Here is a 21,850-nt window from a genome sequence, read left to right on the forward strand (position 1 = left end):
TCGGTTTGAGAGCAAGAGCCCTCGGTAGGAGGCTGAACTGTGCAGCATGCGGACGGCGCCGTAATTAAGCGCAGCCAAATAGTTCTCAAAAGTTCCAAACCGGTTATAGATGCGCGCTATGCAAGGATCGCGCTTTGCCTTTGGTCCGTTCGTGCTTGATCCGGGTGCGGGAACGCTCCTTCGGGACGATGTCCCCGTCGCCGCCGGCCATCGCGGACTGCAGCTGCTGGCGGCGCTCGTCGCCCGGCCCGGCGAGATCCTGGCCAAGGCCGAGTTGATGGACGCGGCATGGCCAGGCACGGCCGTCGAGGAAGGCAACCTCACCGTCCAGATCGCGCAATTGCGCAAGCTGCTGGGTCCGGCCGCGAACGGCGGTGAATGGATATCGACGGTTCCGCGCGTCGGCTATCGCTTCACCGGCGCCATCGAACAGCTCGGCGATGCGAAGCGACAGGCTTTGCCGCTGCCCGCCAAACCATCGATAGCCGTTCTGCCCTTCGCCAATTTCAGCAACGACCCCGAGCAGGAAGCCTTCGCCGACGGGTTGACCGAAGACCTGATCACCGACCTGTCGCGGATAGGCGGCCTGTTCGTCATCGCGCGCAACTCGACCTTTGCCTACAAGGGCAAGGCGGTGGATGTGCGCGAGATGGCCAGGGAGCTTGGCGTGCGCTATCTGCTGGAGGGCAGCGCCAGACGTGCCGCGGGCCGTGTGCGCATCAACGCCCAGCTCGTCGACGCGCTGAGCGGCGAGCATCTGTGGGCGGACCGCTTCGATCGCGGCCTGGAAGATATCTTTGCCGTCCAGGACGAGGTGACGGCCAAGATCGTCGAGGCGCTGCTTGGCCGGCTGCGCGCGCCGCCGCCGCGCAACCGGCCGAGGAATTTCGAGGCCTACGATCTTGTCGTGCGGGCGCGAAAGCTGATCGACGATTCGCCGCAGTCGGCGCGCGAAGCGCATCTGATGCTGACGCGCGCGCTCGCGCTCGATCCGGACTATGCCGAGGCCTGTCGCTGGCTTGCCATGAACCACTGGATGGGATGGGTGCATTGGGGCGACCCCATTGAGCCTGCCCGCCGCCTCGCCCTGGACCTGGCGCGCAAGGCCGTGGCGATCGATCCCAACGATGCCGGCTGTCACTGGGTGCTTGCCAACCTGCTTGCCTATGAGCGCAGATTCGACGAGGCGGACGCGGAATTTGCCAAGGCGTTCGAACTCGACCCGAACGAGGCCGATGCCTGGGCGACATTGTCCGACATCGCGGTGCTGGCCGGGCGCGTCGAAGAAGGCCTCGAATACATTCGCAAGGCGTTCCGGCTGAATCCGTTTCCGGCAAGCTGGTACTATCTGACACTCGGCCAGGCGCAATATGCGGCGCGCGACTATGAAGGCGCCGTCGAGACGCTGCGCCGGGACGAGACCTATCGGACAAGCTCGCGCCGCTTCCTGGCGGCAAGCCTTGCCCAACTCGGCGACCTCGGCGCGGCGCGGGCCGAGGTCGACCTGTTCCTTGTCGCCAACCCGCATTTCACCACTCGCCACTGGGTCGAGACCGAGCCATTCCGCGACACTGCCACGCTCGAACATTTCGTCGATGGCTTCCGCAAGGCCGGCCTTCCGGAGTGACGGACCGGTCCGCGCTCGATTGATGACGCAGCGCCCGTACGATGCCAGCACTGTCGGCTCAGATAAACTGGTCGACCAGCCTCTGGCGACGAGGACTGGGGGCAAAGCGCGCTCCGCCATAGGGACAGCTCACGATGATTTTCTTGCCCGCAGCCCGTCCTGCCAGGTCAGCTATTGATCCACATCGCGTCCGGCACGACTACCAGCTTGCCGACGAAATCCTTGGCCACGAAGTCGGCCTGCGCCTTGTGGAACTCTGACAGTTTGTAGACACCGCCGACCAGCGGCCGGATTTTCTTTGCCTCGATATATCCAACGATGCGGCGAAAATCGGCACGCGTGCCCTGGCTGGAGCCGTGCAGCTGCAACTGCTTGAGATACATGGTCCGTAGATCGAGTTGCACGACCGGGCCGGCGATGGCGCCGGCGGTGGTGTAGCGGCCTTCGGGCCGAAGGATGCGCAACAGGTCGTTGAAGATCGCGCCGCCGACGAGATCGGCGACCACATCGATTGGTTGGCCGCCGGTCGCTTCATTCACAGCGGCCGGAAGGTCGGCGACGCCACGGGTAATGACGGCCTCGGCGCCGATGTCGAGCACCGCCTGCTCCTTGCCCTTGCCGACGATCGCATAAGGAATGGCACGGCGCGCCCTCGCCAGTTGCACGATGCCTGAGCCGACGCCGCCTGAGGCGCCGGTGACAAGCACGCGCTCGCCGGCTTTCAGCCCGGCGCGCTCCAGCATCTGCTCGCCGGTGAGGTAGGCGCAGCAGAAGGTGGCGAGTTCGACATCGCTCATCTCGGTGTCGACAACATGCGCATTCTCGGACGGCACCGCCTGGTACTCGGCATAGCCGCCGTCCCGGCCATGGCCCATATAGTCGATGTCGGCGAGTGAATCGTCTTCGCGGTTGTAGATGGAAAAGTCGACCATCACCCGCTCGCCGATACGGTCCGGCGAAACGCCTTCGCCCACGGCAGCGATGGCGCCAACCGTGTCGGTGCCCTGGATGCGCGGGAAAACAAGCGTGTTGCCTTGCCGCCGCCAGGTCGACACCGCGGCAGAATCTTCCTCCGTGCCATAGGCGCCCTGTCGCACCCAGACATCGGTGTTGTTCATCCCGCAAGCGCTGACGTTGACCAGCACTTCGCCGGGCGCGGGCACAGGCACTCTGACATCGGTGCGGTAGACAAGTTTTTCCGGCCCGCCATGCCCGGTGAGCAGCACAGCGGCCATGGTGGCTGGGAGAGTTTTGGCCATGGCATTCATCGGTGGTCGATCTCAGAGATTGGCAAACACGCTCGTCACGGCATCGGCGGTCTTCGAAACGACGATGTCTGCTTCCTCGCGCGTCAGGCAGAGCGGCGGCGCGAAGCCGAGTATGTCGCCCTGCGGCATGGCGCGGCCGATGACACCGCTCGCGGCGAGCGCTGTCGCCACCTGCGGCCCGATCTTCTGCGCGGCATCGAAGAAGACGCGGTCGTCCTTGTCGGCAACGAACTCGATTGCTGCCAGCATGCCGTCGCCGCGCACGTCGCCGACGTGCTTGTGGCCGCCGACAGCCTTGGCGAGTTCGGCGCGGAAATAGGCGCCGGTCTCGCTGGCATTCGTCACCAGGTCCATCTCGTCGATCAGTTCGAGATTGGCCACGCCTGCGGCAACGCAGATCGGGTGCGCGGCATAGGTCCAGCCATGACCGAGCGAGCCCAGCCTGTCGGAACCCTGCACCAGCACCTGCCAGACCTTGTCGGCGACGATGACGCCTGACAGCGGCGCATAGGCCGAGGTCAGGCCCTTGGCGATGGTGATCAGGTCGGGCTTGATGCCGTAGTGGTCGGAGCCGAACATGGTGCCGAGACGGCCGAAGCCCGTCACCACCTCGTCGGCGACCAGCAGCACATCATACTTCTTCAGCACGCCTTGCATCTTTTCCCAATAGCCGGCGGCCGGCGGCACGATGCCGCCCGTGCCGAGGATCGGTTCGCCGATGAAGGCGGCGACGGTTTCGGGACCTTCAGCCAAGATCATTTCCTCGAGCTTGTCGGCGCAGTGCTGCGAGAACTGCTCCTCGCTCATCGAGCGGTCGGCACGCCGGAAATAGTACGGCGCCTCGGTGTGCAGGACGGGCGCGCGCGGCAGATCGAAGGCGTTATGGAAGAGATCGAGCCCGGTCAGCGATCCTGTCATCACGCCTGAGCCATGATAACCGCGCCAGCGCGAGATGATCTTCTTCTTTTCCGGCCGTCCCAGCACGTTGTTGTAGTACCAGATCAGCTTGATGTTGGTTTCGTTGGCATCCGAACCCGAGAGACCGAAATAGACCCTCGACATGCCTTTCGGCGCGCGGTCGATGATCATCTTGGCCAAGGTAATCGAGGCCTCAGTGCCGTGGCCGACATAGGCGTGGTAATAGGCAAGGTTCCTCGCCTGGGTGGCGATGGCGTCGGCGATCTTCTGGCGGCCATAGCCGACATTGACGCAATAGAGCCCGGCAAAGGCATCGATGCTCTTCTTGCCATTGTTGTCCCACACGGTAACTCCCTCACCACCGGCCATGATGCGCGTCGGCGATTCACCGCGTGCATGCGTGCCCATATGGGTCGAGGGATGGAAGAAGTGGTCGCGATCCCAGGCGTTGAGTTCGTTGGACTGGTCGAGCATCTTTTGACTCCTTGAGATATGGCCGTACGGACTTAAGCGACGTCCAGGCAGAGGTACTTCAGATCGGTGAAAGCTTCGAGCCCGTGGCGCGAGCCTTCGCGGCCGATGCCGGATTGCTTGACGCCGCCGAACGGGATCGGCGCGCCGGTGATCTTGACACGGTTGACGGCGACCATGCCGTAGTCGAGCGCGCGGCCAAGGCGCTGTTGGCGGGCTCCGTTCTCGGTCACGACATAGGCGACGAGGCCATATTCGGTGGCGTTGGCGCGGGCGATGACCTCGTCCTCGCTATCAAAAGGCGTGACGGCGGCGACCGGCCCAAAGGTTTCCTCGCGCATGATCAACGCTTCGTCAGTGACATCTGCCAGCAGCGTCGGCTGGTAGAACAACGGCCCAGCCTGATGCCGTTTGCCGCCGGTCAGGCAGCGCGCACCATGAGCGACGGCGTCGGCGACCTGCTCCTCGACCTTGGCGACGGCGCGCTCATGCATCAACGGTCCGATGTCGATCTTGTCGGCAAGCCCATTGCCGGTCCGCAGCGCCTCAATGCGCCTGGCAAAGGCGGCGCAGAAGCGGTCGTAGATCGGGCGCTGGACATAGATGCGGTTGGCGGCGAGGCAGTCCTGGCCGGAGGTGGCGAATTTGGCGTCGACGGCAATATTCACGGCCTTGTCGACATCGGCATCGGCAAAGACGATCAGCGGCGCGTGGCCGCCAAGCTCCATCACCAGCCGCTTCATCGTCGGCGCACTTTGCGCGGCGATCAGCCTGCCGATCTCCGTCGAGCCGGTGAAGCTCATGGCACGAACCCGTGCATCCTCGCACATGCGCCCGACGATGACAGCAGCCTTGCCTGTGATGACATTGAAGACACCGGCGGGCAGGCCGGCGCGCTCGCCAAGTTCCGCCAGCGCCAGCGCCGACAGCGGCGTCTCCGAGGACGGATGTGCGACGATGGTGCAGCCTGCGGCAAGGGCCGCGGCCGCCTTGCGTGTAAGCATGGCCGACGGGAAATTCCACGGCGTGACGACGCCGACGACGCCGAGCGGCTCGCGCCGCACCATCATTTCCGCATTCGGCAGATGGCTGGTGACGCTCTCGGCATTGAGGCGTTTTGCTTCCTCGGCATACCACTCGACGAAGGAGGCGGCATAGTCGATCTCGCCGAGCGACTCCCGCAGCGGCTTGCCCTGTTCCAGTGTCATCAGCAGAGCAAGGTCATCCTTCGCCGCAGTGATCAGTTCGAACCATTTTCGCAGGATTTTGGACCGCTCCTGCGGCAGCAGCGAGCGCCATGCCGGAAAGGCGCGCGCGGCGGCATCGATCGCCTTTGTCGTCTGGTGCGCGTCGAGCGCCGCGACAAAGGCGACGGTGGCGCCGGTGGCCGGATCGGTGACCTCAAAACTTTCCGCCGCTTCGCTCGCCGTCCAATGGCCGTCGACATAGGCAAGTTCGCGCAGAAGTCGGCGGTCGGCGAGGCGATCAAGCGCTTCGTGGCGATGCGAGCGGGCAAAATGTGCGGACATGGTCGAAGCCTCCCGGTTCGGACGATGCGGGAAGACTATCGGCCAGAAGCAGACAGAGAGACTGTTTGCATGCCTTGAAGGAGAGAGAGTCTCTCTATTGTGCCGTTCCGGCAGACAATCTCTCCGGCTTCACGACGATGCCGGCACCAGGTCGGCGATGGGGAGAACGATCTCCTCCTTCACCGTCTTGGTGACGATGTAGGTGAAGTAGCGGTCGATGCCGATCTCACGCTCGAGCAAGCCGTCGACCAGCCGCTGATAGGCGTCGATGTCGCGCGCCATCACCTTCAGCACATAGTCGACGCCGCCGCCCACCGACCAGCAGGCGACGATCTCGGGAATATCGCGGATGACGCGTTCGAAGCGGTCGAAATCGGCCTGGCGGTGGCTGGCCAGCGTCACCTCCACCAGCACGGTGGCGACAGGCGCCACGACACGCATGGCGATCCTGGCGTGATAGCCCGAGACGATGCCGGCCTTCTCCAGCTTGCGCAACCGCATCCAGCACGGCGTCGGCGACAGGCCTACCTGTTCGGCCAGCGCCAGCTTGGTGATGCGCCCGTCGCGCTGGATGGCGTCGAGGATTTTCAAGTCGATCGCGTCGAGTTTCGCTGATGTCATCGGCGTCCACTTTTTGTCGACACCACCATGATGGCGCATTATTTCGATTGTCAATTGCACTGATTTCGATCCTAATAAGTCATGACATTATGGCAACCCGATCCCGCGCTCCTCCGCCGGCCAGCCTATCAATCGCTGGCCGACCAGTTCGCACGCGCCATCCATGACGGGCGGCTCGCCAATGGCGCGCGGCTGCCGACGCACCGAAGGCTGGCCGACGACCTGAAACTGTCGGTGCAGACGGTCAGCCGCGCCTATGAGGAACTGATCCGGCGGGGCCTGATTTCCGGCGAGATCGGCCGCGGCAGCTTTGTCCAGACGCAGCGCCGCGAACCGGAACCGCCCTATCTGCCGGAGCGCCTCGGCGAAGTCATCGACCTCTCCATCCTGAAGCCGGTCTGCGAGCCGATGCATCTGGAGCGGCTGAAGCAGGCCTTGGGTTGGCTTGCCGAAAACCTGCCGTCCAGTTCGGCGCTGTCGTTCCGGCCCAACATGGTGTTTCCGCGCCACCGCGCGGTGGCGGTGGACTGGCTGAAACTATGCGGGCTGGATGTCTCGGCGCAGAATATCAGCCTGACCAACGGCGCCACCGCCGGGATGACGGTGGCGCTGATGAGCGTCGCGCCGCCCGGCTCAACCGTCGCCACCGAAGCAATTGGCCACCACACGCTGGTGCCGCTGGCGCGCTATCTCGGCTTCAACCTCGAAGGCCTGCCGATCGACGGCAACGGCCTGATACCGGAAGCGCTCGACGAGGCCTGCCAGCTTACCGACATTCGCGCGGTGTTCGTGCAACCTTCGGTGATCAACCCAACGGCGACGCTGATGGACGCACGTCGGCGCGAAGAGATCGCCGCGGTCGCGCGCAAGCATGACATCGCCATCATCGAGAACGATGTGCTGGGACCCCTGGTCGAGGACCGGCCGCCGCCGGTCGCGGCTTTCGCGCCGGAGCGTACGCTCTACGTCACCTCTTTCACCAAGATCACCGTGCCCGGCCTGCGCATCGGCTATCTCGCCGCGCCCGACCGCTACGTTGCCGCCGTTGCCAACCGGCATCTGGTGTCGAACTGGATGGCGACGCCGCTGGTGGCCGAGATCGCCACCAAATGGGTGGCCGACGGCACCGCGATGGAGCTCGTGCGCTGGCAGCGCGCGGCGTTGCGGCGCCGCCAGGACATGGCTGCCGAAGTGTTAACCGGCGTCGACTATCGCGCCCGGCGCGACGGGCTGCATGTCTGGCTGCAGCTGCCCGCCGACCGCGCCGAGGAAAGTTTTGTCGCCCAGGCCCGCTTGCAAGGCGTGGCAATCGCGCCCGGCACCTCCTTCCGCATTTCCGACGCACCCTGGCATCCGGCAGTACGTATTTCGCTGGGCTCGACCACCGAGGGGGAACTGCGCGCCGGCCTCGGCGTTGTCACCAAGCTGTTGCTTGGCGATCCGGAGCATCTGCTGCTCGCGATCTGAGCTGAAATTGCCCTGAAATCATGCAATGCGGAAATATTGTCATGATTTAATTTTCCAGATTGACATGATTTGGCGCGTTCCGCATCGTTAAGGGCACAGGCTTCTCCAGCAGGGGAAATTCATTTGTCCGCACCCATCATCAAGGTCGACGCCATTTCGAAGAGCTTCGGCTCGTTCAAAGTGCTCGACGGCCTGTCGATGCAGGTCATGCCCGGCGAGAAGCTGGCGCTGATCGGCCCGTCCGGCTCCGGCAAGACGACGATCCTGCGCATTCTAATGACGCTGGAAAAGATCGATGGCGGTCATATCCAGATCGATGGCGAGCAGCTCTACCACATGGAGCGCAACGGACAGCTGCTGCCCGCCGACGAGCGGCATCTGACCAAGATGCGCCAGAAGATCGGCATGGTGTTCCAGCTGTTCAATCTGTTTCCGCACAAATGCGTCATGGACAATGTCACCTTGGCGCCGATGCTGACCAAAGGCACGCCGCGCGCCGCTGCCGAGAAGCGGGCGATGGAACTGCTCGACATGGTCGGCATGGCCGACAAGGCGAAGTCGATGCCGGCGCAATTGTCCGGTGGCCAGAAGCAGCGCGTGGCGATCGCGCGCGCGCTGGCGCTGTCGCCAAAGATCATGCTGTTCGACGAGGTGACCTCGGCGCTCGATCCGGAGCTGGTCGAAGAGGTGCTCAACGTCATGCGCAAGCTCGCCGCCGAGACCGACATGACTATGCTGCTCGTCACCCACGAGATGGGCTTCGCTCATGACTTCGCCGACCGTGTGCTGTTTTTCGACCGCGGCAGGATCGTCGAGGAGGGCAAGCCCGATGAGATTTTCCGCCATCCCAAGCAGGAGCGCACGCAAGGCTTCCTGAAGAAGATCATCGCGGCCGGACATCGTGTCTGACCGCTTTGCGGGGCGGAAGACCGCCCCAGACAAAACCAAGACAAGAAACAAGGAGTTGGGAACAATGAAGAAACTTGGCATTCTAGCCGGCGTCGCCGGCCTCGCACTGACAGCGGTGCTGGCCGCGTCAAGCACCGGTTCGGCTGACGACAGCAAGCTTGAGCAATTGAAGGCGCAGGGCTTTGCGCGCGTCGCCATAGCCAACGAGCCGCCCTATACGGCGGTCGCCGCCGACGGCAAGGTTTCGGGCGCGGCGCCGGACGTGGCCCGCGAGATCTTCAAGCGTCTCGGCGTTGGCGACATCGTCGCGTCGATTTCGGAGTATGGCGCGATGATCCCCGGCCTGCAGGCCGGCCGCTTCGACGTCGTCACCGCCGGCCTGTTCATGAAACCTGAGCGCTGCGCGGCGGTCGTCTATTCCGAACCGGTGCTGTGCGACGCCGAGGCGATGCTGGTCAAGAAGGGCAATCCGAAGGGCTTCAAGAGCTACGAGGACGTCGCCAAGGACACGTCAGCCACGATCGGCGCGCCCGGCGGCGGCACCGAAGAGAAGCTGGCGCTCAACGCCGGCGTGCCGCGCGAGCGCGTCATCGTCGTGCCCGATGGCCAGAGCGGCCTGAAGATGCTGCAGGACGGACGTATCGACGCCTATTCGCTACCCGTCCTGTCGATCAACGACCTTGTCAAGAAGGCCAACGATCCGAACCTCGAAGTCATTGCGCCAGTGCAGGGTGCGCCGGTCTATTGCGACGGCGCCGCCTTCAAGAAGGGCGACGAGGCGTTGCGCGATGCCTTCGATGTCGAGCTCGCCAAGATGAAGAAATCCGGCGAATTCGCCAAGATCATCGAACCCTACGGTTTCTCGGCGGCGGCCGCGATGTCGACGACCAGAGACAAGCTCTGCGCCGCGAAGTAGCGCGCCTTTTGCCTTCTCCCCGTTCACGGGGAGAAGGAAGCTAACCGCAAAACGTGGAACCCAAGATGACCCAGTGGTCCGGCTATCTCGGCCTGATATTGCAGGGAGCGCTTGTCACCATCGAGCTGACGCTGATGGGGTCGGTGCTCGCGCTGATCATGGCCTTTCTCGCCGGCATGGGGCGCGTGTCGCGCTTCTTTGCGCTGCGCTGGCTGGCCACCGCCTATATCGAATTCTTCCGCGGCACCTCGATCTTCGTGCAGCTGTTCTTTGCCTATTTCGTGTTGCCGTTGATCGGCCTCGAGCTGACCCCGCTGCAGGCCGGCGTGCTGGCGCTGGGCCTCAATGTCGGCGCCTATGCGGCCGAAGTGGTGCGCGGCGCCATCCAGTCGGTCGGACGCGAACAATATGAGGCCTGCATCGCGCTCAACCTCGGCCGCTGGCAAGGCATGCGCCACGTCATCCTGCCGCAAGCGCTGCTGATCATGCTGCCGACCTTCGGCAACAATGCCATCGAGCTGCTCAAGGCCACGTCCGTGGTGTCGCTGATCTCGCTCGCCGATCTCACCTTTCAGGCGCAGGTCGTGCGCTCGCAGACCGGCAACACGCTGGTGCCCTTCACCACCATCCTGATCATCTATTTCGCGCTGGCGCTGATCATTTCCTGGGGCGTGCGTTCGCTGGAACGCCGTATGGCGCGCGGCCTCGATGGGGTGCGCGTCTGACGGCCAATGCCCTTCTAATGAATTGGGCCCTCTGATGGAATGGGACTGGAACTTCGTCTGGGAAATCATGCCGACGCTGATCCAGGGCGTGAAGATCACCATCCTGGCGACGCTGCTTGGCTCCGTGCTGGCCGCCATCGTCGGGCTGGGCATTGCATTAGCGCGGCGCTCGCCCAACAAGGTGCTGTCACGCACCGTCGGCTTCCTTGCTGAATTCATCCGCGGCACGCCGCTTCTGGTGCAGCTCTATTTCATCTTCTACGTGCTGCCCGATTTCGGCATTCTGCTGCCGCCGCTGGTCGCCGGCGTCATCGGGCTCGGCCTGCATTACGGCACCTACACGGCGGAAGTCTACCGCGCCGGCATCGACAACGTGCCGCGCGGTCAGTGGGAAGCTGCCAAGGCGTGCAATCTGAGCGCCACGCAGACCTGGACCAACATCATCATCCCGCAGGCGATCCCGCCGATGATCCCGGCGCTGGCCAATTATTTCATCGCCATGTTCAAGGAGACGCCGCTGCTATCGGCGATCACCGTGCTGGAGCTGATGAACCAGGCCAAGAGCGTTGCCAACACCTACTATCGCTACATCGAGCCGATCACGCTGGTCGGCGCTTTCTTCCTCGTCATCAGCCTCTTTTCCGTCGTGCTGCTGCGCTGGCTGGAACATCGCTACGGCAAGATCGAAAGGTAACTCTGAGATGAAACCGTTGCCCGAAATCATGCAGATGCCGACAAGGCCGGCACTCGACGCGCGTCCGCTGGAAAAGCGCGTCGGCCTGATCATCCTTGCCACCGACCACACCAGCGAACCGGATTTCCGCCGCATGGTGGCGAGCGAGCGGCTTGGCGTCTATGTCGCGCGCATCCCCTACAAGAACCCGACCACACGGGAGAACCTTCGCAAGATGCAGCCGGAGCTGGCGGCGGGTGCGGCATTGATCCTGCCCGACGAGACGCTCGACGCCATCTGCTATTCCTGCACCTCGGCCTCGGTGGTGATCGGCGATGCCGAAATCGAGGCCGCGATCCAGTCTGCCAAATCAGGCGTTCCCGTCGTCACGCCACCCATGGCCGGCGTGCGCGGGCTGAAGGCGCTGGGCGCGAAGAAGATCAGCATCCTCACCCCTTACACCGTTGAAACTTCCAGGCCGATGGCGGCATACTTTGCGGCGCGCGGCTTCGATATTGTCAGCTTCACCTGCCTCGGCTTCGAAGACGACCGCGAGATGGCGCGCATTGCGCCGACAGCGATTGTCGAACTCGCACGCGAGGCTATACATGCTGAGGCCGAGGCGCTGTTCGTGTCCTGCACGGCGTTGCGCGGTGCGCTCGCGATCACGGGAATGGAGGAGGCGATCGGCCGCCCGGTGGTGAGCAGCAATCAGGCCAGCGCCTGGAACTGTTTGCGGCTGTGTGGCGACGAGACATCCCTCCCCGAATTCGGCCGCCTGATGACGCTGCCATTGCCGCGCGATTGACGAACATGACGACAGTTACCCTCAGCGATATTGGTGCCTCGCATGAGCGCATAGCCGGCAAGATCGAGCGCACGCCAACAGTCTTGTCCCATAGGCTCTCGGATCAACTGAGCGCTCCCGTCCACCTCAAACTCGAACATCGCCAGATCACCGGCAGCTTCAAGCTGCGCGGCGCCTCGAACGCCGTCGCTTCGCTGAGCGCTGAGGAGAAGGCGCGCGGCGTCGTCGCGGCGTCGACGGGCAATCATGGCCGCGCGCTGGCCTATGCCGCAAAGCTCGAAGGCATGCGCGCGGTGATCTGCATGTCGCGGCTGGTGCCGGGCAACAAGCTCGACGAAATCCGCCGGCTTGGCGCGGACATCCGCATCGTCGGCAACAGCCAGGATGAGGCGCAGCAGGAGGTCGAGCGACTGGTGGCGCAAGAAGGGTTGGTCATGCTACCGCCCTTCGACCATCCCGCCATCATTGCCGGGCAAGGCACGCTCGGGTTGGAGATGGTCGAGCAGGTTCCGGATGCAGCTCTTGTTCTGGTGCAGCTCTCCGGCGGCGGGCTGGCCTCGGGCATCGCCGCCGCCGTCAAGGGCATCAACCCTCAGACAAAAGTCATCGGTGTTTCGATGGCGCGCGGCGCGGCGATGAAGGCAAGCCTTGAGGCAGGCAGGCCGGTCGAGGTCGAGGAGTTACCGACGCTGGCGGATTCGCTCGGCGGTGGCATCGGCCTCGACAACCGGCTGACCTTCGCCATGTGCCGCGAGCTGCTGGACGATGTGGTCCTGCTTAGCGAGGACGAGATCGCTGCCGGCATCCGCCATGCCTATGAGCACGAGCGCGAGATCGTCGAAGGCGCCGGCGCCGTCGGCATCGGCGCACTGCTTGCCGGCAAGGTCAAGGCGAACGGGCCGGTGGTCGTACTGCTGTCCGGACGAAACATTGACATGCACACGCACCGCAAGATCGTTTGCGGTGCGGTAGCCGCGGAGCGCACCTCATGAGCCGGATGACGATCCTCACGGAGAGTGAGCTACGCAAGATCGTGCCCCTCGATCTCGACGCCGTCGCCTGCGTCGAGAACGCCTTCCGCGCTTTGGCCACTTTGCCGGTGGCGATGCCACCGATCCTGCGGCTCGACATTCCCGAGCATCGCGGCGAGGTCGACGTGAAGTCCGCTTATGTGCCCGGGATAGACGGTTTCGCCGTCAAGATAAGCTCTGGCTTCTTCGACAATCCAACGCTCGGCCTGCCGAGCGGCGGCGGCATGATGGTTTTGCTCTCGGCCAAGACCGGTGTGGTCGAGGCGCTGCTGCTCGACAATGGCTATCTCACCGACATCCGCACGGCCGCCGCCGGGGCGGTAGCCGCGAAGCATCTATCGCGGCCGGAGTCGTCTGTTGCAGCAATATTCGGCGCCGGCGTGCAAGCCGGGCTGCAGCTCGAAGCGCTCATGCTCGTCCGGTCGATCGCCGAAGCGCGGATCTGGGCCCGCGATGCGGTCAAGGCGGAGGCGACAGCAGGCGCGCTGCGCGAGAAACTTGGCATTCTGGTGCGTGCCGAGCCGGACGCGGCAACGGCCGTTGGTGGCGCGGACATCATCGTCACTACCACGCCTTCGACCGAGCCGCTGATCAAGGCCGGCTTCGTTTCGGCCGGCCAGCACATCACTGCGATGGGGTCGGACGCAGAGCACAAGAACGAGATCGCGCCCGTCATCCTGCGCATGGCCGATCTCTACGTCGCCGACAGCGCGAAGCAGACACGGCGTCTCGGCGAACTTCATCACGCCATCGCTTCGGGCGTTATGGGCGCCGATATGGAGGTCACCGAGCTCGGCCAGATTATTGCCGGTGAAAAGCACGGAAGGCGCTCAGCAAGCGACATCACCATCGCCGACCTCACCGGCACCGGCGTGCAGGACACGGCGATCGCCACGCTCGCCCGCGACCGCGCGCGGGCGGCAGAGTCCGGGACCACTTTCGAAAGCTGATACCGGCCGCGAGGCCCAACAAACGAGGACCAAGAACAATGCAACCAAACCTGAAATTCTCGCGCGCCGAATTTGCGGACCGCCTCGCCAAGACACGGCAATCCATGGAGGTGAATGGCGTCGATCTGTTGATCGTCAGCGATCCGTCCAACATGGCCTGGCTGACCGGCTATGATGGCTGGTCGTTCTATGTGCACCAGGCGGTCATCGTGCCGCCATCGGGTGAGCCGGTCTGGTACGGCCGTGGCCAGGACGCCAACGGCGCCAAGCGCACCGCCTATCTCGCGCATGACAACATCGTCGGCTATGCCGACCACTACGTGCAGTCGACCGAGCGCCACCCCATGGATTTTCTGGCCAGCGTGCTCAGTGATCGCGGCTGGAGCAAGCTGACCATCGGCGTCGAGATGGACAATTACTGGTTCTCAGCGGCGGCGTTCGCCGCGCTGCAGAAGCATCTGCCCAACGCCCGCTTCGTCGACGCCACCGCGCTGGTCAACTGGCAGCGCGCCGTGAAGAGTCCGACCGAGATCGATTATATGCGCAAGGCAGCTCGCATCGTCGAAGCCATGCACTGGCGCATCGTCGACAAGATCGAAGTCGGCATGCGCAAATGCGATCTGGTCGCTGAGATCTACGATGCCGGCACGCGCGGCGTCGACGGGATCGGCGGCGACTATCCGGCGATCGTGCCGCTGCTGCCCTCGGGCGCCGACGCTTCGGCACCGCATTTGACCTGGGACGATCAGCCGATGAAGTCGGGCGAAGGCACCTTCTTCGAGATCGCCGGCTGCTACAACCGCTACCATTGCCCGCTGTCGCGCACCGTCTTTCTGGGCAAGCCGACACAGGAGTTCCTCGATGCCGAGAAGGCGACGCTGGAAGGCATGGAGGCGGGGCTTGCGGCGGCGAAACCCGGCAACACCTGCGAGGACATTGCCAACGCCTTCTTCGCTGTCTTGAAAAAATACGGCATCGTCAAGGATAACCGCACCGGCTATCCGATCGGCCTGTCCTATCCGCCGGATTGGGGCGAGCGCACCATGAGCCTGCGCCCCGGCGACCGCACAGAGCTCAAGCCCGGCATGACCTTCCATTTCATGACCGGCCTGTGGCTGGAGACGATGGGACTGGAGATCACAGAATCCATCCTGATCACCGAAACCGGTGTAGAGTGCCTGGCCAACGTGCCGCGCAAGCTGGTGGTGAAGAATTGAAAACGATTTCCAGTCTCCGCCCATCGCCGATCGCGCCAACTGTCGATTTCGACCAGGACGGCGTGCAGCACGGTTTCCTGCGCCTGCCCTACAGCCGCGATGACTCGGCCTGGGGTTCGGTGATGATCCCGATCTGCGTCATCCGGAACGGCAAGGGACCGACGGCGCTGCTCTCGGGTGGCAATCATGGCGACGAATATGAAGGGCCGCTGGCGCTTTACGATCTCGCCCGCACGCTCGATCCCAAACAGATCACCGGCACCGTGATCATCGTGCCGGCCATGAACTATCCGGCCTTCCGCGCCGGTACCCGCACCTCGCCGATCGACAAGGGCAACATGAACCGCGCTTTCCCTGGCAGGCCGGACGGCACGGTGACAGAAAAGATCGCCGACTATTTCCAACGTGAATTGCTGCCGCGCGCCGACCTCGTCTTCGACTTCCACTCCGGCGGCAGGACGCTGGACTTTGTGCCGTTCTGCGCCGCGCATACTTTGGTCGACAAGGCACAGGAGCAGAAAGCCTTCGACGCGGTCTCAGCATTCTCGGCGCCGTTTTCGATGCGCATGATCGAGATCGACTCGGTCGGCATGTACGACACGGCGGCGGAGGAAATGGGCAAGGTCTTCGTCAGCACCGAGCTTGGCGGCGGCGGCACCTCGCGTGCCCAGACGGTTCGGATTGCGCGGCGCGGTATCAGCAATGTCCTGCGTCATGCCGGCATCGTTGCTGGGGCGGTCGAGAAGACTCGAACCCAGTGGCTCGACATGCCGTCAGGCGATTGCTTCTCCTTCGCCGAGGATGACGGCATGATAGAAACCATGGTCGATCTTGGCGAGCCTGTCACAGAAGGCGCGGTGCTGGCGCGCATCCATTCCACCGGGCGCACCGGCATCGCTCCGCAGGAAATCAAAGCGAAAATGTCCGGCATGCTGGCGGCGCGTCATTTCCCCGGCCTGGTCAAAGCCGGTGACTGTGCCGCAGTGGTTGGCGCTCTGGTCTCGTGACGTTCGGAATGAGCGAAATCAAAGACCAGCGTGTGTGCTTGTATCAGAGCGCATCGTAGACGGCGTCGATCACACCCTTGCGGCGTGGATCGAGGTCGTCGAAACCGAGCATACGATTGGTGACGTAGCCGAACCCAACACCGGCGGCGGGATCGGCAAAGCCGATGGCACCGCCCCAGCCGCTGTGGCCGAACGTTTGCGGCGACGCGCGGCCGGCATAGCTGGGATCCTCCATCTGATAGCCGGCGGCGAAGGCTGTCGGCAACGCGAAGCTGTCGTCCATGCCGCGAATGCGAGGTCTTCCTGCTTCTTCGACTGCGGCAGGGCCGATCAGAGGCTTGCTCTCCCACACGCCGCCGGCCGCCATCATACCGTAAATGCGGGCCAGTGCGTTGGCAGTCGACTGGCCATTGCCGCCCGGCACCTCGGCGGCGCGCCAGGCGCGATCGTTGGGCGCCCTTGCCCGGGGTGTCGGATTATCCGATGCGTGGGGAAAGGGCGAGGCGCGGACAAACTCGACCCAGTCCGAAGTTTTTGGACCTTCAATCATCTCGGCGACCCTGGGATCCTCACTGGCCGGCAGACCGACATGAAAATCGGCGCCAAGCGGGCCGGCGATCTCTTCCGCGATGAAGCGGCCCACGCTTCGCCCGTCGACACGTCGCAGCACTTCGCCAGCGAGGTGGCCATAAGTGAGAGCGTGATAGACACAGCGGCTGCCGGGCTCCCATAGCGGCGGCATTGCGGCAAGCGCGTCGACAAAGGGCGTCCACGCCAACAGCCCTGCCTCGTCCATCGGCACGGCGAGACCGTTCAGCCCGGCCTGATGCGACATCACCTGATCGAGCGTGATGCGCTCCTTGCCGCCTGCCGCGAATTCCGGCCAATAATGCGCAACGGGGGCGGCATAATCGAGCTTGCCGCGCTCCACCAACATGGCGATGGCCAAGGCCACAACGCCTTTGGTGCAGGACCAGACATTGACCAGCGTGTCTTGCCGCCACGCGCGGTTGCGCGCGGCATCGGCGTGGCCGCCCCATAGATCAACGACGGTCCTGCCATGGACCACGACCGACACGCCGCCGCCAAGCTCGAGCCCTTGGTCGAAAGACCTGCCAAACGCCTCGCGCACGCCTGCAAAGCGGGGATCGCAGATACCGTCCATGTTCATGGGCGAATTCTCATTCCGTAAGAGGTGGTCGTCGACGCGATGCAGTTTCAATGACTGCCCTTGGTTTAGCAACCAAGCTGTGGCGACCAGCACGGAGACATGGTGCCGCAGTCAGTCCGGAGGGCAGTGGCGTGCCTACCACCACACGACCTTGCCGCAATAGCATCGATCGCACGGCGGGTGACGCGCGCGTCTTCCTAGAGAGATACGGTCGGGTTCGGGACGACGCTGACGGTGTAGCGCCATCCTTGGTGAGGATGTCATAGGCGCCCTTCCATCCCGTCACGGTCAATTTCGTTTTAAGGATATTGTGCATCCTTGTGGATATAAGATATCCTTAATTGGCGAACTTGAAAGGCCATCCGACATAAGGGACAGACGACAGCCTTGCCGGTTGCCAAGTGCCCTGCCCAACGGACTAGCCAGAAACGATGAGACTTGCACCACAACATCGGCTTGTCCAAGGTAGGTGCAACGACGGACCTAGCTGTCTTTGCTCGCCGATTTGACCGGAAGGTTACCGCACGATGCCACTCATGAATCGACGATTGGGAGCCAAGACTCTGGCGCGCCGGGCACGACGTCTCGGAGACCTGGCGGCGATGTTTGTCCTAATTGCCAACCCGCTCGTCTTTGGGATCGCCCTTTTGTTGGCTGCTCAGGCACATGCGCAAACGCCGGCGGCCGCCCCACCTGAAAGGGTCAATCAATTGTTCGAGCTTCTCGACGATCCGTCGGTGAAGGCCTGGGTGGCCGAACAACGAAATCAGGATAGCGGGTCAACGGAGACACCTGCCGGGGCGGGCGCTCCGTCGGGCGGCACCGCGGCTGCGCCAGGCCAGATGAACACGATGGCCTCCTCGACGCTCGATCGGATCAAACATCATATTGAAAAGATCGTGCGAACCTTGCCCTCGCTACCGGGCCAGTTTGCGCGCGTCCGGGCCAATACCATGGACGATATGTCCAACAAGGGGCCAGCCAGCATATTGGTGCTGGTCGCGATCTTCATCGCCGCTGGCCTGGCGCTCACCTGGGCAACGTACAAGCTCACCCGTCCATTTCGTCTTTGGATCATCGCACAGCCGAAGGATACGCCCGTCGGGCGGGCCAAGAAGATTGGCGGTCGCACGCTTTATTCCAGCATGATGATCGTCTCGTTCGCGCTGGGCAGCGCCGGCGCATTCATGCTGTTCGAGTGGCCGGGGCTGATCCGCGAGATTGTACTGACATTTCTGATTGCCGCGGTCTTCACCTGGGGTGTGCGCCTGTACGTCATGGCTATGCTCGTCCCCTCCTTTATGGAGGTCGAGCACGCCGCCGAGGTTCGTGCCCTCCCGATCACCAACGAGACCGCTGACCATTGGGCCTATTGGTTACCCCGGATTGTCGGGTTTTTTGCCTTCGTCTTCGCCGCCTTTATCCTCTTGCCGGGTCTCGGCATCGATCAGGACGGAATGACGGTCCTGTCCGTGGTCGCCGATTTCCTCCTGCTGTCGCTCGTGTTGGTTGCCGTCTGGCGTCGGCCCAGAATCCAGCGGGACGGCGCCCGCCAAAGCGCCCATACGGCAACGACATGGCTGTTGACTGCCTATTTCGTCGCTCTGTTCCTGCAGCGCATAGCCGGCCTTTACACCTTGTTCTGGTTTACCTTCACCGCATTCTTCCTGCCCATGGCAATCGTTCTGACCGAGCGCGGGGTTAACTTCATCCTGCGGCCGGGTTCGGAAGAAGCTGGCCGGCCAACGATCCCGGCGGTGACGATCGCAGCCATCGACCGCGGAATCCGGATGATTTTTATTCTGGCGGCGGCTTACTTCCTTGCGCGTGTCCTGGGCCTGGACATGCAATCAATGCGGGACGGCGATACGATCACCACGCTGATATTGCGCGGCTTGATCAATGTCGTGGTCATCGCGCTTGCCGCCGATTTCGGCTGGTCGATCATCAAGGCCTTGATCGAACGAAAGCTGGGCATCGAGATGCCGCAGGCGGCAATGGGCGAGGAGGAAGTCCCGACCCTCGACCCCCAGCAGGCGCGGTTGCGCACGCTTTTGCCGATCATCCAGAACATTCTGCTTGCAGTGATCGTCGTGATGGCGGTGCTGATGATGCTCGCCTCAATCGGTATCCAGATCGGCCCGCTGATCGCCGGCGCCGGCGTTGTCGGCGTCGCCGTGGGTTTTGGCGCACAAACCATCGTCAAGGACGTCATCTCGGGCGTGTTTTATCTGCTAGACGATGCTTTTCGTGTCGGCGAATACATTTCCTCAGGCAGCTACAAGGGTACAGTGGAAAGCTTTTCGCTGCGCTCGGTGAAGCTGCGCCACCATCGTGGTCCGCTGTTCACGATACCGTTCGGTGAACTCGGGGCAGTCCAGAACCAGAGCCGTGACTGGGTTATCGACAAGTTCAACATCACCGTCGGCTATGACACCGATATCGACTTCGCTCGCAAGCTGATCAAGCGAATCGGCCTCGAACTGGCGGAAGATCCCGAGTTCAAGAACTGGGTGCTCGACCCGATCAAGATGCAAGGCGTACAGGAGTTCGGCGAGTACGGCATCGTCTTGAGGGTCAAGGCCATGACCAGACCTGGAGGCGCTTTCGGCATGAAACGCAAATTCTATGTGCGTCTGCGCCAGGTCTTCAAGGAACAGGGCATCGAACTCCCGTTCCCGACCGTCCACGTCCAGGGGCTGCAGGACCCACATGGGGCAGAAAATGTACCATTGGAGATCACACCCGAGTTGCAAATGGCCGTCGCGCAGTCGCATACTAATCGACGCAGAAAAAAAGCGAGCACAACGGAGTAGGAGAGCTATGACACCCCGCCAATGGCGCGGCTTTCCGTCTGGACGTCGTCAGACCAAGGGCCGCGGAGCGTAGAAACACGCATATGTGGTCGGCGCTCAATCAGAGTGCAGCCAAGCGTCTTTTTTGTGCTATTTTTGCTACATTTCGTAACTTTGTGACTTGAGCCCACGGTTTTAGCGACCGCTAAATTGTAAATCTGTAGACAATCATGCTTGGGTTGCAGCGCTTGGAATAAGGTGCAGGGGGAATGTTGGGGTGGTCAAAATGAATTCGACAACTATGTCGGCCATAGGCAAGCGCCTTGGCCTGCTGACAACGGTTGCCATATTGAGCTGCGGAAACGCTCACGCGCTCACTCTCAAGGAGGCGATGGCGGTCGCGGTGGAGTCCAATCCCGAGATTGGCCAAGCAATCGAGAATCGTGAAGCAATCGAATTCGAACTGCGCCAGGCGAAGGGGCTTTATCTTCCCAGCGTTGACCTGGAAGCGTCAGCGGGGGCTCGCCGCCTCGACAATCCGGACAGGCGCTCGCTTTCCATCGAGAACGACACGCTCTATCCAGCTGAAACCGACCTCACGGTTACGCAGACGCTCTACGACAGCGGTGCAAGGCGCGCCGAACTGAACCGCCAGGCCTCGCGCGTCGACGGCGCCTCGTTCCGGGTTCTGGAACGGTCCGAATTCATCGGGCTCTCGGTTGTCCAGGATTACCTCGAAGCCATGTTGCAGGCCTCGATCGTTGTCGAAGCAAAGAAGAACCTCGGATTCCATCAGGGAATTCTCGGCGACATCCGGCAAGGCATTGCCGGCGGCGCGCTGAACGAGGCCGATCGGCAGCAGGCCGAGGAGCGGCTGTTCGCCGCCAAGGCCCGTATGCAGGAAGCCACCGAGGAACTCGAGGCAGCAAAGATCCGGTTCTTCAAGACTGTCGGAAAGCCGCTGACCAGTGCCTCGAGGCCGGGCGATGTGTCCGCCGCGTTGCCGAGATCGCTTGATGAAGCTATCGGGCTGGCACGACAGAACAATCCGCGCGTGCATATGGCCAACAGCGATATCGACGCCGCGGCTTCCCTGGTGGATGCTGCACGGGCAAAATTCGGGCCCTCGATTACCGCCGAAGGCGTCGCCCGGGCAGGATCCGACATCGATGGCAGTGATGGCGACACGAGCGATCTTCAGGCAAGGGTCGTGCTGCGCTGGAACCTTTATCGCGGCGGCATCGACAAGGCTAACGAACAAGAACAGGTTCGCCGCACCAGCGAGCAGCGCCTTTTCCTGCACCAGGTCCTGCGCGAGATCGAGGAAGCCGTCCGCACGTCATGGGATCGACGCTTCCGGCAGGCCGACCTGGCCAAGACGCTGAAGCTTCAGGCTGCGGCCAACGAAAAATTGGTGGCGTCCTATCGCGAGCAGTTCAAGGTCGGACAACGCTCGCTACTCGACGTGCTCGACGCGCAGAACACGCGGTTCAACACAGCAACGCTTGCCGACACCGCGTCCTACGCGTCGCTTTTCGCCCAGTACCGACTGCTGGCGGCAACCGGACAATTGCTGAAGACCATGGACCTTCAGCCGGCCAAACAGGCAACCGCCTACGCCAAGGCCGAGTTCAACGCACCGGAAACGGCCGACACCGAAACCTATGCACGCACGCCGTCGGAACAGAAGAACGATCTGCCTTTCGACATCCTCGCGCCGGTAAGGAAAAAGTAGTAAGGCCAAGGT

The 21,850-nt window shown here is 62.9% G+C and carries 18 protein-coding genes; 13 read left to right on the forward strand and 5 right to left on the reverse strand.

Going from position 1 to position 21,850, the window contains the following annotated elements:
- The first annotated feature begins 109 nt into the window (after nucleotides 1-109).
- Nucleotides 110-1,627, forward strand: coding sequence for a winged helix-turn-helix domain-containing tetratricopeptide repeat protein (locus tag ACWGTI_RS09610; RefSeq protein WP_454586884.1), 1,518 nt, complete (start codon nucleotides 110-112; stop codon nucleotides 1,625-1,627).
- A gap of 167 nt (nucleotides 1,628-1,794) precedes the next feature.
- Here ACWGTI_RS09610 and ACWGTI_RS09615 read toward each other — a convergent pair whose 3' ends face one another.
- The 4 genes from ACWGTI_RS09615 to ACWGTI_RS09630 form a co-directional block, all read right to left on the reverse strand.
- The gene (locus ACWGTI_RS09615) at nucleotides 1,795-2,895 is read right to left on the reverse strand and encodes an alcohol dehydrogenase family protein (protein WP_454586885.1); all 1,101 of its coding nucleotides are present in this window, start codon (nucleotides 2,893-2,895) and stop codon (nucleotides 1,795-1,797) included.
- 12 nt (nucleotides 2,896-2,907) lie between these two features.
- Complete coding sequence (locus tag ACWGTI_RS09620; RefSeq protein WP_454586886.1) at nucleotides 2,908-4,287, reverse strand: aminotransferase; 1,380 nt, start codon at nucleotides 4,285-4,287, stop codon at nucleotides 2,908-2,910.
- A gap of 32 nt (nucleotides 4,288-4,319) precedes the next feature.
- Nucleotides 4,320-5,813, reverse strand: a complete 1,494-nt coding sequence (locus ACWGTI_RS09625) for an NAD-dependent succinate-semialdehyde dehydrogenase (protein WP_454586887.1) — start codon at nucleotides 5,811-5,813, stop codon at nucleotides 4,320-4,322.
- A 129-nt stretch (nucleotides 5,814-5,942) separates the two neighbouring features.
- Nucleotides 5,943-6,434: an Lrp/AsnC family transcriptional regulator gene (locus ACWGTI_RS09630; RefSeq protein ID WP_454586888.1), complete on the reverse strand. Its 492-nt coding sequence runs from the start codon at nucleotides 6,432-6,434 to the stop codon at nucleotides 5,943-5,945.
- Nucleotides 6,435-6,515: 81 nt separating this feature from the next.
- Here ACWGTI_RS09630 and ehuR point away from each other — a divergent pair, with 81 nt between their 5' ends.
- The 10 genes from ehuR (at nucleotide 6,516) to doeB (ending at nucleotide 16,137) form a co-directional block, all read left to right on the forward strand.
- On the forward strand, nucleotides 6,516-7,901 hold the full coding sequence (gene ehuR, locus ACWGTI_RS09635; protein ID WP_454586889.1) for a MocR-like ectoine utilization transcription factor EhuR: 1,386 nt from the start codon (nucleotides 6,516-6,518) through the stop codon (nucleotides 7,899-7,901).
- 123 nt (nucleotides 7,902-8,024) lie between these two features.
- Nucleotides 8,025-8,810: an ectoine/hydroxyectoine ABC transporter ATP-binding protein EhuA gene (ehuA, locus tag ACWGTI_RS09640; protein WP_454573529.1), complete on the forward strand. Its 786-nt coding sequence runs from the start codon at nucleotides 8,025-8,027 to the stop codon at nucleotides 8,808-8,810.
- A gap of 64 nt (nucleotides 8,811-8,874) precedes the next feature.
- Nucleotides 8,875-9,726, forward strand: coding sequence for an ectoine/hydroxyectoine ABC transporter substrate-binding protein EhuB (gene ehuB / locus ACWGTI_RS09645; RefSeq protein WP_454586890.1), 852 nt, complete (start codon nucleotides 8,875-8,877; stop codon nucleotides 9,724-9,726).
- 65 nt (nucleotides 9,727-9,791) lie between these two features.
- A complete protein-coding gene (ehuC, locus tag ACWGTI_RS09650; protein ID WP_112620826.1) occupies nucleotides 9,792-10,451 on the forward strand; it encodes an ectoine/hydroxyectoine ABC transporter permease subunit EhuC in 660 nt (219 codons plus the stop codon).
- Nucleotides 10,452-10,485: 34 nt separating this feature from the next.
- The gene (gene ehuD, locus ACWGTI_RS09655; protein ID WP_454573526.1) at nucleotides 10,486-11,145 is read left to right on the forward strand and encodes an ectoine/hydroxyectoine ABC transporter permease subunit EhuD; all 660 of its coding nucleotides are present in this window, start codon (nucleotides 10,486-10,488) and stop codon (nucleotides 11,143-11,145) included.
- A gap of 7 nt (nucleotides 11,146-11,152) precedes the next feature.
- Nucleotides 11,153-11,932 carry an ectoine utilization protein EutA gene (eutA, locus tag ACWGTI_RS09660; protein ID WP_454586891.1) on the forward strand — a complete coding sequence of 260 codons (780 nt, stop codon included), beginning with the start codon at nucleotides 11,153-11,155 and terminating at the stop codon, nucleotides 11,930-11,932.
- A 5-nt stretch (nucleotides 11,933-11,937) separates the two neighbouring features.
- Entirely contained in the window at nucleotides 11,938-12,924 is a 987-nt protein-coding gene (gene eutB / locus ACWGTI_RS09665) for a hydroxyectoine utilization dehydratase EutB (RefSeq protein ID WP_454586892.1), read from the forward strand.
- On the forward strand, nucleotides 12,921-13,913 hold the full coding sequence (locus ACWGTI_RS09670) for a cyclodeaminase (RefSeq protein ID WP_454586893.1): 993 nt from the start codon (nucleotides 12,921-12,923) through the stop codon (nucleotides 13,911-13,913). The genes eutB and ACWGTI_RS09670 overlap by 4 nt, the downstream gene beginning before the upstream one ends.
- A 38-nt stretch (nucleotides 13,914-13,951) precedes the next feature.
- On the forward strand, nucleotides 13,952-15,130 hold the full coding sequence (gene doeA / locus ACWGTI_RS09675) for an ectoine hydrolase DoeA (protein WP_454586894.1): 1,179 nt from the start codon (nucleotides 13,952-13,954) through the stop codon (nucleotides 15,128-15,130).
- A gap of 5 nt (nucleotides 15,131-15,135) precedes the next feature.
- Nucleotides 15,136-16,137 carry a N(2)-acetyl-L-2,4-diaminobutanoate deacetylase DoeB gene (gene doeB, locus ACWGTI_RS09680; RefSeq protein ID WP_454586919.1) on the forward strand — a complete coding sequence of 334 codons (1,002 nt, stop codon included), beginning with the start codon at nucleotides 15,136-15,138 and terminating at the stop codon, nucleotides 16,135-16,137.
- Nucleotides 16,138-16,180: 43 nt separating this feature from the next.
- Here the strand turns inward: doeB and ACWGTI_RS09685 are convergent, their stop codons facing one another.
- Nucleotides 16,181-17,308, reverse strand: coding sequence for a serine hydrolase domain-containing protein (locus ACWGTI_RS09685; protein WP_454586895.1), 1,128 nt, complete (start codon nucleotides 17,306-17,308; stop codon nucleotides 16,181-16,183).
- Nucleotides 17,309-17,844: 536 nt separating this feature from the next.
- On the opposite strand from ACWGTI_RS09685, the gene ACWGTI_RS09690 reads away from it, so the two are divergent.
- Complete coding sequence (locus ACWGTI_RS09690; RefSeq protein ID WP_454586896.1) at nucleotides 17,845-20,124, forward strand: mechanosensitive ion channel family protein; 2,280 nt, start codon at nucleotides 17,845-17,847, stop codon at nucleotides 20,122-20,124.
- 265 nt (nucleotides 20,125-20,389) lie between these two features.
- Entirely contained in the window at nucleotides 20,390-21,838 is a 1,449-nt protein-coding gene (locus ACWGTI_RS09695; RefSeq protein WP_454586897.1) for a TolC family protein, read from the forward strand.
- Nucleotides 21,839-21,850 lie beyond the last annotated feature (12 nt).

The sequence above is a fragment of the Mesorhizobium sp. ArgA1 genome (genome assembly GCF_053714375.1).